The following is a 16,036-nucleotide window of genomic DNA, read 5'->3' as shown; positions in this document are numbered from 1 at the left end:
CGGGGCGGGTGGGGTGCCCGTCAGTGGTTGCGCGGGAAGCCCAGGTCCACGCCCGCCGGGGCGTCGGCCGGGTCGGGCCAGCGGGTGGTGACGACCTTGCCGCGGGTGTAGAAGTGCGTGCCGTCGTTGCCGTAGATGTGGTGGTCGCCGAAGAGGGAGTCCTTCCAGCCGCCGAAGGAGTGGTAGCCGACGGGGACCGGGATCGGGACGTTCACGCCGACCATGCCGGCCTCGACCTCCAGCTGGAAGCGACGGGCGGCGCCGCCGTCCCGGGTGAAGATCGCGGTGCCGTTGCCGAACGGGGAGGCGTTGATCAGCGCCAGGCCGTCCTCGTAGGTCTCCGCGCGCAGCACGCACAGGACGGGGCCGAAGATCTCGTCCTGGTAGGCCTTCGCGCTGGTCGGCACCTTGTCCAGCAGGGAGATGCCGATCCAGTGGCCGTCCTCGAAGCCGTCGACGGTGTAGCCGGTGCCGTCGAGGACGACCTCGCAGCCCTCGGCCGCCGCGCCCTCGACGTAGGACGCCACCTTGTCGCGGTGGACCTTGGTGATCAGCGGGCCCATCTCGGAGGTCGGGTCGTTGCCGGGGCCGATCTTGATCTTCTCGGCGCGCTCGCGGATCTTCTCCACCAGCTCGTCGCCGATCGCACCGACCGCGACGACGGCCGAGATGGCCATGCAGCGCTCGCCCGCCGAGCCGTACGCGGCGGATACGGCGGCGTCGGCGGCCGCGTCCAGGTCGGCGTCCGGCAGGACCAGCATGTGGTTCTTGGCGCCGCCGAGAGCCTGGACGCGCTTGCCGTTCGCGGAGGCGGTGGTGTGGATGTAGCGGGCGATCGGGGTGGAGCCGACGAAGGACACCGCCTTGACGTCCGGGTGCTCCAGGAGGCGGTCGACGGCCACCTTGTCGCCGTGCACGACGTTGAAGACACCGTCCGGCAGGCCCGCCTCGGCGAGCAGCTCCGCGATCTTGACGGAGGCCGACGGGTCCTTCTCCGAGGGCTTCAGCACGAAGGTGTTGCCGGTCGCGATGGCGATGGGGAACATCCACATCGGCACCATCGCGGGGAAGTTGAACGGCGTGATGCCGGCGACCACGCCGAGCGGCTGGCGGATCGCGGCCACGTCGACCCGGTTCGCCACCTGCGTCGACAGCTCGCCCTTCAGCTGGACGTTGATGCCGCAGGCCAGGTCGACGATCTCCAGGCCGCGCGCCACCTCGCCGAGGGCGTCGGAGTGCACCTTGCCGTGCTCGGCGGTGATCAGCTCGGCGATCTCGTCGCGGTGCGCGTCCAGCAGGGCGCGGAACTTGAACAGGATCGACGTGCGCTGGGCCAGGGACGACTGTCCCCAGGTCGCGAACGCCTCCTTCGCGGCCGCGACCGCCGCGTCCACCTCGTCGACCGAGGCGAACGCGACCTTCGTGGTGACCGCGCCGGTCGCCGGGTCCGTGACCGGACCGAACGTGCCCGACGCGCCTTCGACGGTCTTGCCGCCGATCCAGTGGTTGACGATCTTCGTCATGACCAGTTACTCCTTCACAGATGGCGGCGTCGGGTCGAGACGTGCCGTTCGTACAGCTCACGGGCCTTCACCGCCGACGGTCGGGTCGCGGTCTCGGCCACAGGTACATCCCACCAGGCCTGCGCCTCGGGCGCGCCCGACACTGTGTCTGCCGTTTCGGTCTCGACGTAGACACATGTGGGTGTGTCGGAGGCCCGCGCCTCGGCGAGCGCCGAGCGCAGGTCGGCCACGGTGCGGGCGCGCAGCACCCGCATGCCGAGGCTCTCGGCGTTGGCGGCCAGGTCCACGGGGAGCGGGGCGCCGGAGAACGTGCCGTCGCCCGCGCGGTAGCGGTAGGCGGTGCCGAAACGCTCTGCGCCGGTTTCCTCGGAGAGCCCGCCGATGGACGCGTAGCCGTGGTTCTGCACCAGCAGCACCTTGATCGCGATGCCCTCCTGCACGGCGGTCACGATCTCGGTCGGCATCATCAGATAGGTGCCGTCGCCGACCAGCGCCCACACCGGCCGGTCCGGCGCGGCCAGCTTCACGCCGATCGCGGCCGGGATCTCGTAGCCCATGCAGGAGTAGCCGTACTCCAGGTGGTACTGGTCGAACGACCGGGCCCGCCACAGTTTGTGCAGGTCGCCCGGCATCGAGCCGGCCGCGTTGATGATCACGTCCGTCTCGTCCACCAGGGCGTCCAGCGCGCCCAGCACCTGCGGCTGCGTCGGCCGTACGTCCGGCTCGGCGGCCTCGTAGGCGGCCTCGACGCGCTGCTCCCAGCGCTCCTTGCCCTCGGTGTACTCGGTGACGTACGCCTCCGGGACCCGGTGGTCGTGCAGCTGAAGCGCCTCGGTCAGCTCCTCCAGGCCGCTGCGCGCGTCCGCGATCAGGGGCGATCCGGCGAGCTTGTGGCCGTCGTAGGCGGCGATGTTGAGGTTGAGGAAACGGACGTCCGGGCCTGCGAAGAGCGTTCCGGAAGCGGTGGTGAAGTCGGTGTAGCGGGTGCCCACGCCGATCACCAGGTCGGCCGTGCGAGCCAGTTCGTCGGCGGTCGCGGTGCCGGTGTGGCCGATGCCGCCGACGTCCTGCGGATGGTCGTACGGCAGCGAGCCCTTGCCGGCCTGGGTGGAGGCGACCGGGATGCCGGTGGCCTCGGCGAACTCGGCGAGGGCGCCCTCGGCACGGCTGTGGTGGACGCCGCCGCCGGCGATCAGCAGCGGACGCCGGGCGGCCCTGATCGTGGTCACGGCCTCGGCGAGTTCGGTCGGATCGGCGCCCGGCCGGCGTACCACCCAGGTGCGCTCGGCGAAGAAGTCCTCCGGCCAGTCGTACGCCTCGGCCTGCACGTCCTGCGGGAGCGCGAGGGTGACCGCGCCCGTCTCCACCGGGTCGGTGAGCACACGCATGGCCTGCAAGGCCGCCGGCATCAGGGCTTCCGGGCGGGTGACGCGGTCGAAGTACCTGGACACCGGGCGCAGGCTGTCGTTGACCGACACATCACCCGCGTACGGCACTTCGAGCTGCTGCAGGACCGGGTCGGCGGGGCGGGTGGCGAAGATGTCGCCGGGCAGCAGCAGCACCGGGAGGTGGTTGATGGTCGCGAGGGCGGCGCCGGTGACCAGGTTCGTCGCGCCGGGGCCGATGGAGGTGGTCACGGCGTGCGTGGACAGGCGGTTGGACTGGCGGGCGTAGCCGACCGCCGCGTGCACCATGGCCTGCTCGTTACGGCCCTGGAGGTAGGGCATGTCGTCGGCGTACTCGACCAGCGCCTGGCCGAGTCCGGCGACGTTGCCGTGGCCGAAGATGCCCCAAGTGGCGCCGATGAGCCGCTGCCGTACGCCGTCCCGCTCGGTGTACTGGGCGGTCAGGAAGCGTACGAGCGCCTGTGCGACCGTGAGCCTGGTGGTCATCGGTACCCCCCTGTGCTTTCTACGTGGGCCGGGTGGAAGCAGATCCGCCACTCCCGGGTCTGCCCCGGTCCCGCCATGACGTTCAGGTAGTACATGTCGTGGCCGGGCTGGGCGATGGACGGCCCGTGCCAGCCGTCGGGGACGAGGACGGCGTCGCCGGTGCGGACCTCGGCGAGCACGTCGGCGCCGCCCTCGCGCGAGGGGAACACGCGCTGGTAGCCGAAGCCGTTGGGGCCGTCGATCTCGAAGTAGTAGATCTCCTCCAGCTCCGACTCCTCGCCCGGCCGGTGCTCGTCGTGCTTGTGCGGTGGGTACGAGGACCAGTTGCCGCCGGGGGTGATCACCTCGACGGCGATGAGCTTGTCGCACTCGAAGGCGTCGGCGGAGGCGAAGTTGCGCACGTGGCGGGTGCAGGTGCCGCTGCCGCGCTGTTCGACGGGTACCTCCGGCGCGGGGCCGTGGCGGGCGGGGAGTCGTCGCTCGCACTTCGCTCCTGCCAGGGCGAAGCGGCCTCCCGCGCCGGAGGTGATCTGTGCCTGGGCGTCACGGGGCACGTACGCGAAGTCGGTCACTCCGGCGAAGACGCTTTCCCGGCCCAGCAGTTCGAACACCGCGTCAGCAACTTGCACGGTACAACCACCTTGCAGGGGCAGCACGATCCACTCGCTGTCCCCGGTGGTGAAGGTGTGCGTACCGCCCGCCTCCAACTCGACGATCCGCAGGCTGCTGTGGGTCCAGCCGGCCAGCTTGGGGTCGATGTCGAGCGCGTAGTACGGGTCGGCGGTGGTGCCTTTCGGGACGTACAACTCGTTGCTCATGCGGCCCTCACAGCAGTCCTACGGCGATGTCCACGGCGGCGGCCACATCGCCGTCCGCCGGGTACAGCAGCGACCGGCCGACCACCAGCCCCCGCACGGTGGGGAGTTGGAGGGCGCCGCGCCACTTCTCGTACGCACTGTCCTGGTCGTCGCTGACGTCGCCGCCCAGCAGCACGGCGGGCAGGGTCGTGGTCTCCATGACCTGGGCCATGTCGTCGGGGTTCGCGGTGACGGGCACCTTCAGCCAGGTGTACGCCGAGCTGCCGCCCAGGCCCGAGGCGATGGCGATGGACCGGGTGACGGCATCGGCGGACAGGTCGTTGCGCAGCCGCCCGTCGGCGTCCCGGCGGCTGATGAACGGCTCGACGAAGACGGGCAGCCGGTGCGCCGCCATGGCGTCGATGGCCCGGGCCGTGGACTCCAGGGTGGTCAGGGAGCCCGGGTCGTCGTAGTCGATGCGCAGCAGCAGCTTGCCGGCGTCGAACCCGAGGCGCGCTATGTCCTCGGGGCGATGGCCGGTGAACCGGTCGTCGAGCTCGAAGCGGGCGCCCTGGAGGCCGCCGCGGTTCATCGAGCCCATGACGACCTTGTCGTCGAGGGCGCCGAGCAGCAGCAGGTCGTCGAGGATGTCGGCGGTGGCGAGGACGCCGTCGACGCCGGGGCGGCTGAGCGCGAGGCAGAGGCGTTCGAGCAGGTCGGCGCGGTTGGCCATGGCCAGCTTGCGGTCACCGACACCGAGCGCGCCACGGGCCGGGTGGTCGGCGGCGACGATCATGAGGCGGCCGTTCGCGTTGAGCAGCGGGCGGCGGACGCGGCGGGCGGCGGCTTCGCCGATGGCCTCGGGGCGGTGGGTGCGGGTGCGGACGAGGTCCGCGATGTCGACGGTCACTGGGTGGCTCCCGTGGAGTGGGCGGGGGCCGAAGTGTCGGGTTGTGTCGTGCGTACGGCGCCTGCGGTGAGCGCCGCGTCCACCTCGGCCTGGGTGGGCATCGCGGAGGAGCACTCCAGGCGGGAGGCGACGATGGCGCCGGCGGCGTTGGCGTGCCGCATGGTCTTCTCCAGGTCCCAGCCCGCCAGCAGGCCGTGGCAGAGCGAGCCGCCGAAGGCGTCACCGGCGCCGAGGCCGTTGAGGACGTCGACCGGCAGCGGGGGGACCTCGACGGACTCGCCCGCGCCGCTGACGGCGAGGACACCCTTGGGGCCCTGCTTGACCACGGCGACGGACACACCGGCGTCGAGGAGTGCCGCGGCTGCCGCGTGCGGTTCGCGGACGCCGGTGGCGATCTCCACCTCGTCGAGGTTGCCGACGGCGACGGTGGTGTGCTTCAGGGCCTCGGCGTAGAAGGGGCGGGCCGCGTCCGGGTCCCGCCAGAACATGGGGCGCCAGTCGAGGTCGAAGACCGTGGTGTCGGACTTGCCGCGGTGGGCGAGGGCCGCGAGGGTCGCCGTACGGCTGGGCTCCTCACTCAGGCCGGTGCCGGTGACCCAGAAGATGCTCGCCGCGCGGATGGCGTCGAGGTCCAGCTCGTGGGCGTCGATCTCCAGGTCGGGGGCCTTGGGCTGCCGGTAGAAGTACAGCGGGAAGTCGTCCGGCGGGAAGACCTCGCAGAAGGTGACCGGGGTCGGCAGTCCGGGCACCGGCGTGACCCAGCGGTCGTCGACACCGAAGTCCCGCAGCGCCTCGTGCAGATAGGTGCCGAACGGGTCGTCGCCGGTGCGGGTGATCACCGCGGTACGGCGGCCCAGGCGGGCGGCGGCCACGGCGACGTTGGTCGCGGATCCGCCGAGGAACTTGCCGAAGGACGTCACCTGTGGGAGCGGAACGCCGGTCTGCAGCGGGTAGAGGTCCACGCCGATCCGCCCCATGGTGATCAGGTCGTACGCCATCGAGATCCCTTCGCGTTCCCGTCGCGCCTTCGTCGGCGGCTCTCTGACGGTTTCTAGTCTCCGGGCGTGCGGCCTGTCAATAGTTTGTCCAGACATTCGGACCAGTGCAGGTGAGTTGCGGTGGCGGCGCCTTGATGTCAACGCGCCCCGCCCGAGGGGCCGGCGTGCGCGTTTGCTTCACCTCTGTCACAAACGCCACTCCCTTGTCACGCATGTCCGGTGTACGCGGGCCGCGCGTCACACCCCGTCCACAGCCGCTCCCCTGCCGTCACTCTCCGTCGTTGACGGGGCACAGGCGTGGTGAATGATCGCCAGCGCAGCGCCCGGCTCCCCCTGACGGCCGCCCCCGGCCGCCGCCGCGGCACGCGCAGGGAGGTGCACTCATGACCGACCAAATGCTCTGGTCGTACAAGGAGATCGCGGCGCACATCAAGGTGCAGCCGGACACCGTGCGGTCGTACCGCAAGCACGGGCTGCTGCCCCCGCCCGACCATGTGGAGGGCGGCAAGCCGTACTGGTACGCGGACACCGTCCGCGCCTGGGTCGCCTCCCGGCCGCGCAACCGCGGGAGGCATGCGGACTGAGCGGCTGCCGGTGAGGGGCCGTTCGGTGAGGTGTCCGTGGTGCCCCACGTTCGCGTGGGGCACGGTCGTGCGCGGGCTGGGGTGCCGCCGGCTCGCTGAAGGTGGCTCAGGTAGCGCTGTCCGAGGAGCCTTCGGGTTTCGTGTGGAGGATCTCGCGGGCCTGGTCCGCGGCGCGGGCGATGCTCTCGGAGATGAAGTCGACGAAGCGGGCGATGTTCTCCAGGCGGGCGGCGGCCGGGGTGCCGGGGCCGAGGATGCCCACACCCTGCCGGGCGACCTCGCCGAGGTGGGCGGTGGATCGGGCGCCGGCCATCGTGGACTGATACATGACGTCGTCGTCGACGACGTAGCGTTCGCGGCGCCGTTCGTCGCGTTCCCGGCGGATGAGGCCCTGGCTTTCGAGGAACGTGACGGCTTTGGAGACGGATGCCGGGCTGACCTGGAGGCGTCCGGCGAGTTCGGAGGCGGTGAGGCTGCCGGCGTCGGTGGTGTAGAGGCCGGCCAGCACCCGGGCCGTCATCTTCGGCAGGCCCGATTGCATGAAGACGGTGGTGAACGTCTCCTCGTACTCGCGCACCGCTTCGGCGTCGCGTCCGTACGCCTGCGGGGGTGTGTGGGGGTCCCGGGCCGCGGCCTTCCTGCGGCGGTGGGCGCGGCGTTCGGTGGCGCGGTGGGCGAGGTCGGCGCGGTAGGCCGTGGGGCCGCCGTTGCGCAAGACCTCGCGTGTGATGGTCGAGGTCGGGCGGTCGAGGCGTCTGGCGATCTCCGCGTAGGCGAGGCTGTCAGCCAGTCCCAGCGCGATCTGCTGGCGTTCCTGCTGGGTGAGTCTGCCTCCCGGCATCGCGGGTCTCCTTCGCGGTCTGCGGCGTCCCCACCATAACGCCCGCTTTCCATCAGTTGCAATGAACAGGCTTGAGGTTGTTGCATTGAATTCAAGACCATTGCAATGATCTCTGGCTGCGAAGTGGGTTGATGACGGCGATGCGCAACGAGTAAATTGCCTGCTTCATGAATGCAACGTAGCGTTTCCATTGTCAGAAACTGGCACGATGAGGGAGACCTGTCTCCGGTGAAAGGCCCCGGCGTCAACTCCACGGCTCGATGACCGTCACGCCCGCCCCCGGTGCGCTGCCCAGTGCGGCGAGTGCGGTCGGGGCCGCGTCCAGGGGGATGGTCGCGGTCACCAGCAGGTCGGGGCGCAGGGTGCCCGCCCGGACGGACTCCAGCATCGGCGGGTAGGTATGGGCAGCCATGCCATGGCTGCCCAGCAGTTCCAGCTCCAGGGCGACCGCGCGGGCCATGGGGACGGGAGTCGTGCCCGTGGCTGAGGGGAGCAGGCCGACCTGGACGTGCCGGCCGCGCCGGCGCAGGCCGTTGACGGAGGCGGCGCACGTGGCGGGGGACCCGAGGGCGTCGAGGGAGAGGTGGGCGCCGCCACCGGTGAGGTCCCGGATCGCGGTCGCCGTGTCCTCGGTGCGGGCCGCGTCCACGCACTCCGCCGCCCCGAACTTCCGTGCCAGGTCGAGGGCCTGGGGCGATATGTCGACGGCGACGACCCTCGCCCCGGACGCCGCCGCGATCATCACGGCCGACAGGCCCACTCCCCCGCACCCGTGCACCGCGACCCACTCCCCCGACGCCACCCGGCCCTGCTGCACGACCGCCCGGAACGCCGTCGCGAACCGGCACCCCAGCGAGGCCGCCGTCGCGAAGGTCATGCCGTCCGGGACGGCGACGAGGTTCACGTCGGCGTGGTCCAGCGCCACGTACTGGGCGAAGGAGCCCCAGTGCGTGAAGCCGGGCTGCGTCTGCCGCTCGCACACCTGCTGGTCGCCGGCGGCGCAGGAGGGGCAGGTGCCGCAGGCGCACACGAACGGCACGGTGATCCGGTCGCCGGGCCGCCAGCCGGTCACCCGGGCGCCCACCGCCTCGACGACACCGGCGAGTTCATGCCCGGGCACGTGGGGCAGCGTGATGTCCGGGTCGTGGCCCTGCCAGCCGTGCCAGTCGCTGCGGCACAGCCCGGTGGCCTCGACCCGCACCACGACCCCGTGCTCCGCGGGCCGAGGGTCGGCCACCTCCCGCACCTCGGCGGCTTCCCCGAACCGCTCGAACACCACAGCCCGCATCCGTCACCCCTCGCCTTCGCCTTGTCCAGGACCTGGGTTCTTCATGCTCTCCGGGTCCTGAGCCCTTCGCCTCGCTCAAGACGTCGGCGCACACGGCCCGGGTCCTGACGGAACGCTAGCCTCCGCCCACAACGACTGTCGCGCACCCACCGCCCGTCCCCGCCCTCCTCCGACCGCGACCTCGCCGCGCGGCCACCGCCCTGCCCCTCATCCCCCAGCCCCACCTCACCGCGCACCCACCACAGTCCCCGTCACCCCCCAGCCCCCACCTTGTCCCGCACCCGCTGCTCCTCCTCGTCCCGTCCGGTCTCCGCCACCGGCGCCGCCGACTCCCCCTCGCTGAGCCCGAACCGGGCGTGGAACCGGCGTAGCGGGGCCGGGGCCCACCAGGTGGTGCGGCCGGTCAGGCGCATCACCGCCGGGACCAGCAGGCTGCGGACCACCATCGCGTCCATCAGGACCGCCAGGGCTATCCCCAGGCCGAGCATCTTGGTGTTGGTGACGCGGGAGGTGCCGATGGCGACCATCACGACCGCCAGGATGACCGCCGCCGCCGTGATCAGCCCGCCGGTGCGCTGCAGGCCGTGCCGGACGGCCCGGTCGTGGTCGCCCGTGTGGTCGTACTCCTCCTTGATGCGGGACAGCAGGAACACGCCGTAGTCCATGGAGAGGCCGAACGCCACGCAGAACATCAGCACGGGCAGGGTCGTCTCTATGGAGCCGGGGCTGGTGAAGCCGAGCAGGCCGGAGAGGTGGCCGTCCTGGAAGACCCAGACGACCGCGCCGAACATCGCCGTGAGGCTGAGGGCGTTGAGGACCACCGCCTGGACCGGTATCAGCACGCTGCCGGTGAGGAGGAAGACAAGGAACAGGGTGACGGCCGCTATGAAGGCCAGGGCCCAGGGCAGGCGTTCGCCTATCGCGTCCTTGGAGTCGACCAGGACCGCCGCCGTGCCGGTCACGCTGGTGTCGAACGGGGCCCGCGTCGCGCGCAGTTCGTCCACCAGACGCTGGGCCGGCTCGTCGACCGCCTCGCCCTTCGGCAGCACCGTGAAGTACGCCGAGTCGCCCTGCACCAGGGGGCCGTCCACCCGGAGCACGTCCGGCAGCGCGGCGATCCGCTCCTTGTAGTCGGCGTACTGTGCCTCGGTCGCCGCGCCCTCGGCCAGCACCTCCAGGCCGCCGCCGGGGCTGCCCGGGAAGCCGTCCCTGATGTGTTCCTGCACCACATGGGACTCGGCGCCGGCCGGCAGCTGGCGGTCGTCGGCCGTGCCGAACTTCACGCCCAGGAAGGGCAGTCCGAGCAGGAGCAGCACCGCAGTGGTGCCGATCGCGAAGAAGGGGGCCCGGCGCATCACCAGCGACGCCGTGCGGCCCCAGGCGCCACCTGCCTCGCCCGTCGGCGTGGGCTGCCTGCCGCGCCGGAAGAGGCGGCGCAGGTCCAGTGCGTTCACCCGGTGGCCGAGCAGCACCAGGGCCGCCGGCAGCAGGATCAGTGCGGCCGCCGCTGCGAGCAGGACCACAGCGATCCCGGCGTAGGCGAAGGACCGCAGGAAGTACTGCGGGAACAGCAGCATCGCCGCCAGCGAGACCGCGACCGTGAGCGCGGAGAACAGGACCGTGCGGCCCGCGGTGCGCAGGGTCGTGCCCACAGCCGTCAACGGGTCGGCGCCCGTGGACAGTTCCTCGCGGAAGCGGCGGACGATGAACAACGCGTAGTCGATGGCCAGGCCCAGGCCCAGTGCCGTCGTGAGGTTCAGTGCGAAGACCGAGACGTCGGTGAACTCGGTCAGGCCGCGCAGTACGGCGTTCGTGCCCAGGATCGCCGCTATGCCGATGCCCAGCGGGAGCAGGGCCGCGACCGCGCTGCCGAAGACCATCACCAGCAGCACCAGTGTGACCGGCAGGGCGATCAGTTCGGCCCGGGTCAGGTCCTCCTGGATGATCGTCTGCATCTCGTGCCGTACCGTCACCAGGCCGCCGATCTTGACCTCCACCGGGCCGTGTGTCCCGCGCAGGGAGCGTGCGATGCGCTCCAGGGTCTCTCCGGCGGTCTTGTCGTCGCCGGTGATCCGGGCGGCGATCAGCGCCTCGTGCCCGTCCTCCGCACGCAGGGCCGGCGACCTGGACTGCCAGTAGGAGCCGACGCCCACCACGCCCTTCTCTGCGGCCAGTTGCTCGGCGAGGCGCCCGGCCGCCGCGGTGACGGCCGGATCGTCCACCGAGGCCCGGCCGGCGTCCACGAGCAGCAGCAGGTTCGGCTGGGAGTCGGGGAACTCGCGCTCCAGTGCCTTGGTCGCGTACGTCGACTGGGCGTCCGGGTCCTCCCAGCCGCCGCTGCCCAGCCGCTCGGCGACGCCGCTGCCGGCCAGCACCGCGAGCACGGTCAGCACCAGGGCCGCGAACAGCGACAGGCGGGGCCGGGCGGTCACCAGGCGCGTCCAGCCCCCCGGGCGCGGTGCTCGCGGTGGTGTGTTGACTTCGGTCATCGTGCGGTGTCCCCTTCACCATGACCCGTACCGCCCGCCCGGGCTCGCTCGGGCAGGGGGCATGGGTCGGCCATGGCCATACACTGGAAAACACGAGAGATCGCTCGCGTTCCAACAGAATGCGAGCGACCACTCGCGTTTGTCAATCGCCTTCGGAGAGCTGGGGATAACGCGTGCCCGAGAAGACCGAGAAGCCGACGCAGGAGTCGACGGCGGAGCCCCGCCCGCGCCGTCGTCAGGCGCGCGGCGAGCGCCGTATCGCCCAGTTGCTGGAGGCCGCGGCCTCCGTCTTCTGCACCACCGGCTACACGGCTGCCAGCACCAACGCCATCGCCCGCGAGGCAGGTGTCTCACCGGGCACGCTCTACCAGTTCTTCCCGAACAAGGAAGCGATCGCGATCGAGCTGGGCGACCGGCTGATGCACGAGATGCGGGAGATGTACGGCGAGGCGCTCGCGCCCGTCGACCCCGCTACCCCGGTGGCGGAGGCCATCGACTCCGCCGTCGACCGGTTCATCGCCTTCAACTGCCGGCACCCGGTGTTCTTCGCGCTGATGCACGGCCCCGACATCCCCGGCCGGATCGCCGAGGAGCACGACGCGCTGCACGCGACCCTGCTGCTGCGCGTCGAGACGCTCCTCACCTCACTCCTGCCCGGCACGCCCCCGGCCGACGTCACCCGCACCGCGCACATGTGCCTCGGCATCTACAAGGCGGGCCTGGAACTGATCCTCGCCCACGGGGGCGCCGAGCGTGAGGCGTACGTCCAGGAGCTGAAGAACACCCTGATCCGCTACCTCGAACCGCTGGCCGCCGCTCGCCGCTCCTGAGGTCCCACACCGCCCGAGGCCCGCCCGCGATGCCCGGCGGGCGCAGGACGAAAGCGCCCGCACCCCAGAGGGACTTCCACCCCGGCCCGGACGCTGAGCACCCCTCACTCCCCTTTGCCGGACTGCGACATACGCCGCACCCACATATGGTTCGGACAAATCACTCCCGCAGGAGCACCACAGGAGTACGAGGGACCCGCCGTGACCCACTCCCCGCCGCCCGGCGCGCCCCGGGCCCGCATCCCCGGCCCGCAGCAACCACCACCGTCGTACCCCCGGATCCGTGCGGGCCTGTGGCGGCGCTGCCTCTGGGGCGGGCTGGCACTTTGGGCGCTGACCGCGCTCGCCACCTACGGGACCGGCAACACCACCCTCCTGCCCACCCTCATCCTGCTCGGCAGCTTCCTGGCCCCCGTGACCTTCGTACTGTGGGCGTACGAACGACACGGCCGTGACCTGGGCGTCAGCGTGATCCTCGGCTGTTTCCTGACCGGCGGGACGCTCGGGGTGCTGGGCGCCTCGCTGATGGAGTACTACCTGCTGCACCCGTCCCTGTCGATGTTCGCGGGCGTCGGTCTCATCGAGGAGGCGATGAAGCTGGGCGCGCTGATGTTCGTACTGCGCCGGCAGACCCGGATCCGGGGGATGCGGGCCGGGCTCGTGCTGGGCGCGACCGTCGGCTTCGGCTTCGCGGCCCTGGAGAGCGCCGGGTACGCGTTCAACGCGGCCGTCTCCGCCGGGGGCATCGATCTCAGGGCGCTGCTGGAGACCGAGATCCTGCGCGGGGTGCTCGCGCCCTTCGGCCACGGCCTGTGGACGGCGATCGCCGGCGGTGTGCTGCTCGCCTGCCGCTCCCCCTACGGACGCTTCCGCCTCACCGGCGCGGCCGCCGCGACGTATCTCGGCGTGGCCCTGCTGCACACCCTGTGGGACTCCACCCACGGCATCGCCGTCTGGCTGGTGGTCCGGCTGACCGGGACCGGGCTCGCCGGGCAGCTGTTCGCCGAGGGCTACATCCCGCACCCCACCGAGGCGCAGCGGCACCTGTTCACGCTGCTCTCGGTCGGCGGACTGGTCGCCGTGGCGCTGCTCGGCCTCGCCTGGGCGCGGTCGCTGGCGCGCCGCGCCCCCTCCTGGAGAAGTACCCCCTAGGGGTATAGTGTGGAGTGTACGGAGGCCCTCCTGGGTCCCGTCAGTCCCACCTGCCTCGACGAGGAGAACCACATGACCGCGCAGACCGACACCACAGGTTCCGTCACCGCCGTCTACAAGGTGAGCGGGATGAGCTGCGGACACTGTGAGGGCGCCGTCTCCGGCGAGATCTCGCAGCTGCCCGGTGTCAGTTCGGTGAAGGCCGTCGCGGCCGGCGGCGAGGTAACGGTCGTCTCCGCGACCGCCCTGGACGAGGAGGCCGTGCGCGCGGCCGTCGACGAGGCCGGCTTCGAGCTGGTCGGCCGCGCCTGAAGCACGCTTCCCCTTCCCGGGCCGTACCGGAGGACCGACCACAGATCGGCCCCGTACGGCCCGGTCCGTCGTTTGGAGTCGGAGTCGGACATGACGAGCACCACCACGGCCAGCGCCACCACGACCAGCATCACCACACAGACCTCCATAGACCCGCCGGTTTCCGAGGTCGAACTGCTGATCGGCGGGATGACCTGCGCCGCCTGCGCGGCCCGCGTCGAGAAGAAGCTCAACCGGATGGACGGCGTCAGCGCCACGGTGAACTACGCGACGGAGAAGGCGCGGGTCACCTACCCGGCGGGGATCGAGGTCGCCGACCTGATCGACACGGTCGTGAAGACGGGATACACGGCCGAGGAGCCCGTGCCGCCGCGGCCGGAGCCGGAACAGACGCCGGCCCGGGATCCCGAGCTGGCTGCCCTGCGGCAGCGCCTGATCGTTTCCGCGCTCCTCGCCGCCCCCGTCGTCCTGCTCGCGATGGTCCCCGCCCTCCAGTTCGACAACTGGCAGTGGCTGTCCCTCACCCTCGCCGCGCCCGTCGTCGTCTGGGGCGGCCTGCCCTTCCACAAGGCCGCCTGGACCAACGCCCGGCACGCCGCGGCCACCATGGACACCCTCGTCTCGGTGGGCACGCTGGCCGCGTTCGGCTGGTCGCTGTGGGCGCTGTTCTTCGGGCACGCGGGCATGCCGGGCATGCGGCATCCCTTCGAACTCACCGTCTCCCGCACGGACGGCGCCTCGACGATCTACCTCGAAGTGGCCGCCGGAGTCATCGCCTTCCTCCTCCTCGGCCGCTATCTGGAAGCCCGCTCCAAGCGCCGCGCGGGTGCCGCGCTACGGGCCCTGATGGAACTCGGTGCGAAGGACGTGGCGGTACTGCGCGACGGGCGCGAGGTCCGCGTGCCGGTCACCGAACTGGCCGTCGGCGACCGGTTCGTCGTACGCCCCGGCGAGAAGATCGCCACCGACGGCACGGTCGTGGAGGGCGCCTCCGCGGTCGACTTGTCGATGCTGACCGGCGAGTCCGTGCCGGTCGATGTGACGGCCGGGGAGGCGGTGGCCGGGGCGACCGTGAACGTCGGTGGCCGGCTGGTCGTCGAGGCCACCCGGGTCGGCGCCGACACCCAGCTCGCGCGGATGGCGCGGCTGGTCGAGGAGGCCCAGAACGGCAAGGCGGAGGTGCAGCGGCTCGCGGACCGGATCGCCGGGATCTTCGTACCCGCCGTCCTGGTGCTCGCGACCGCCACCTTCGGCGTGTGGCTCGGCGCGACCGGCGACACCGTCGCCGCCTTCACCGCGGCCGTCGCCGTGCTGATCATCGCCTGCCCGTGCGCCCTGGGCCTGGCCACGCCGACCGCCCTGATGGTCGGCACGGGCCGCGGCGCCCAGCTCGGCATCCTGATCAAGGGCCCCGAGGTACTGGAGTCCACGCGCCGCGTCGACACCGTCGTCCTGGACAAGACCGGAACGGTGACCACCGGCCGGATGACCCTCCAGGAGGTGTACGTCGCCGAAGGCACCGACGAGCGGGAGCTGCTGCGACTCGCGGGCGCCCTCGAACACGCCTCCGAACACCCGGTCGCCCGGGCCGTGGCCGCCGGTGCGGAGGGGCGGGTCGGGGAGCTGCCGGCGGTCGAGCGGTTCGAGAACGTGCCCGGGCGGGGCGTGCGCGGGCACGTGGCGGGCCGTGAGGTGGCCGTGGGGCGCCTCTTCGAGGAGCTGCCGGAGGAGTTGGCCCGCGCCCGTGACAAGGCCGAGAGCAGCGGTCGTACGGCCGTCGTGGTCGGCTGGGACGGGGTCGCGCGCGGGGTGCTCGCGGTCGCGGACGCCGTGAAGGAGACCAGCGCGCAGGCCGTGCGCGAGTTGCGCGCGCTGGGGCTCACGCCGGTGCTGCTGACCGGGGACAACCGGCGGGTGGCCGAGGCGGTGGCGGAGACCGTCGGGATCGATCAGGTGATCGCCGAGGTGCTGCCCGAGGACAAGGTCGGGGTGGTACGACGGCTGCAGGCCGAGGGGCGGACGGTCGCCATGGTCGGGGACGGCGTCAACGACGCGGCCGCGCTCGCCACCGCCGATCTGGGCCTCGCGATGGGTACGGGCACCGACGCGGCGATCGAGGCGGGCGACCTGACCCTCGTCCGCGGGGATCTCCGGGTGGCGGCGGACGCGATCCGGCTGTCCCGCCGGACGCTCACCACGATCAAGGGCAACCTCGTGTGGGCCTTCGGCTACAACGTGGCCGCGCTGCCGCTGGCCGCCGCGGGCCTGCTGAACCCGATGATCGCGGGAGCGGCGATGGCCCTGTCGTCCGTGTTCGTCGTGACGAACAGTTTGCGACTGCGGGCGTTTCGCTGAGCCCGGACGTTCGAGCCCGGACGTTCCACTGAAAAGGCTGGATCCCCTTCAGTCCGACGCGAGCC

At 71.7% G+C, this 16,036-nt stretch carries 13 protein-coding genes; 5 read left to right on the top strand and 8 right to left on the bottom strand.

Features of this window, described 5'->3' with window-relative positions:
- Positions 1-20: 20 nt before the first annotated feature.
- From mmsA to iolC, 5 genes are read right to left on the bottom strand one after another with little or no spacing between them, the layout of a single operon-like run.
- A complete protein-coding gene (gene mmsA, locus I2W78_RS25690) occupies positions 21-1,523 on the bottom strand; it encodes a CoA-acylating methylmalonate-semialdehyde dehydrogenase (RefSeq protein WP_196462631.1) in 1,503 nt (500 codons plus the stop codon).
- Between the two features lie 14 nt (positions 1,524-1,537).
- Entirely contained in the window at positions 1,538-3,415 is a 1,878-nt protein-coding gene (gene iolD, locus I2W78_RS25685) for a 3D-(3,5/4)-trihydroxycyclohexane-1,2-dione acylhydrolase (decyclizing) (RefSeq protein ID WP_196462630.1), read from the bottom strand.
- Positions 3,412-4,233 (bottom strand): 5-deoxy-glucuronate isomerase, encoded by an 822-nt coding sequence (gene iolB, locus I2W78_RS25680; protein ID WP_196462629.1) that lies wholly within the window; start codon positions 4,231-4,233, stop codon positions 3,412-3,414. The genes iolD and iolB overlap by 4 nt, the downstream gene beginning before the upstream one ends.
- Before the next feature lie 7 nt (positions 4,234-4,240).
- Positions 4,241-5,122 carry a Cgl0159 family (beta/alpha)8-fold protein gene (locus I2W78_RS25675; RefSeq protein ID WP_196462628.1) on the bottom strand — a complete coding sequence of 294 codons (882 nt, stop codon included), beginning with the start codon at positions 5,120-5,122 and terminating at the stop codon, positions 4,241-4,243.
- Complete coding sequence (iolC, locus tag I2W78_RS25670; protein ID WP_196462627.1) at positions 5,119-6,120, bottom strand: 5-dehydro-2-deoxygluconokinase; 1,002 nt, start codon at positions 6,118-6,120, stop codon at positions 5,119-5,121. Before iolC ends, I2W78_RS25675 begins: the two co-directional genes overlap by 4 nt.
- Positions 6,121-6,503: 383 nt before the next feature.
- Between iolC and I2W78_RS25665 the strand changes: the two genes are divergently transcribed.
- The gene (locus tag I2W78_RS25665; protein WP_196462626.1) at positions 6,504-6,704 is read left to right on the top strand and encodes a helix-turn-helix transcriptional regulator; all 201 of its coding nucleotides are present in this window, start codon (positions 6,504-6,506) and stop codon (positions 6,702-6,704) included.
- A 106-nt stretch (positions 6,705-6,810) separates the two neighbouring features.
- On the opposite strand, the gene I2W78_RS25660 is transcribed toward I2W78_RS25665, so the two are convergent.
- The 3 genes from I2W78_RS25660 to I2W78_RS25650 all read right to left on the bottom strand — a co-directional run bounded on the left by I2W78_RS25660 (position 6,811) and on the right by I2W78_RS25650 (position 11,322).
- Complete coding sequence (locus tag I2W78_RS25660; protein WP_196462625.1) at positions 6,811-7,545, bottom strand: GbsR/MarR family transcriptional regulator; 735 nt, start codon at positions 7,543-7,545, stop codon at positions 6,811-6,813.
- Positions 7,546-7,789: 244 nt separating this feature from the next.
- Complete coding sequence (locus tag I2W78_RS25655; protein ID WP_196462624.1) at positions 7,790-8,833, bottom strand: zinc-dependent alcohol dehydrogenase family protein; 1,044 nt, start codon at positions 8,831-8,833, stop codon at positions 7,790-7,792.
- A gap of 251 nt (positions 8,834-9,084) precedes the next feature.
- Positions 9,085-11,322 (bottom strand): MMPL family transporter, encoded by a 2,238-nt coding sequence (locus tag I2W78_RS25650; RefSeq protein ID WP_196462623.1) that lies wholly within the window; start codon positions 11,320-11,322, stop codon positions 9,085-9,087.
- A 173-nt stretch (positions 11,323-11,495) separates the two neighbouring features.
- Between I2W78_RS25650 and I2W78_RS25645 the strand changes: the two genes are divergently transcribed.
- The 4 genes from I2W78_RS25645 to I2W78_RS25630 all read left to right on the top strand — a co-directional run bounded on the left by I2W78_RS25645 (position 11,496) and on the right by I2W78_RS25630 (position 15,971).
- Complete coding sequence (locus I2W78_RS25645; RefSeq protein ID WP_196462622.1) at positions 11,496-12,152, top strand: TetR/AcrR family transcriptional regulator; 657 nt, start codon at positions 11,496-11,498, stop codon at positions 12,150-12,152.
- Between the two features lie 201 nt (positions 12,153-12,353).
- Positions 12,354-13,304, top strand: a complete 951-nt coding sequence (locus tag I2W78_RS25640; protein WP_196462621.1) for a PrsW family intramembrane metalloprotease — start codon at positions 12,354-12,356, stop codon at positions 13,302-13,304.
- A 72-nt stretch (positions 13,305-13,376) separates the two neighbouring features.
- Positions 13,377-13,616: a heavy-metal-associated domain-containing protein gene (locus tag I2W78_RS25635; RefSeq protein WP_196462620.1), complete on the top strand. Its 240-nt coding sequence runs from the start codon at positions 13,377-13,379 to the stop codon at positions 13,614-13,616.
- A gap of 90 nt (positions 13,617-13,706) precedes the next feature.
- Positions 13,707-15,971 carry a heavy metal translocating P-type ATPase gene (locus I2W78_RS25630; protein ID WP_196462619.1) on the top strand — a complete coding sequence of 755 codons (2,265 nt, stop codon included), beginning with the start codon at positions 13,707-13,709 and terminating at the stop codon, positions 15,969-15,971.
- Positions 15,972-16,036 lie beyond the last annotated feature (65 nt).

Source organism: Streptomyces spinoverrucosus, assembly GCF_015712165.1.
In the GTDB taxonomy this organism is placed as follows: Bacteria; Actinomycetota; Actinomycetes; order Streptomycetales; family Streptomycetaceae; genus Streptomyces; species Streptomyces spinoverrucosus_A.
The sequence above is the reverse complement of the archived record's forward strand: the minus strand, read 5'-3'. Positions and strand labels throughout refer to the sequence as shown.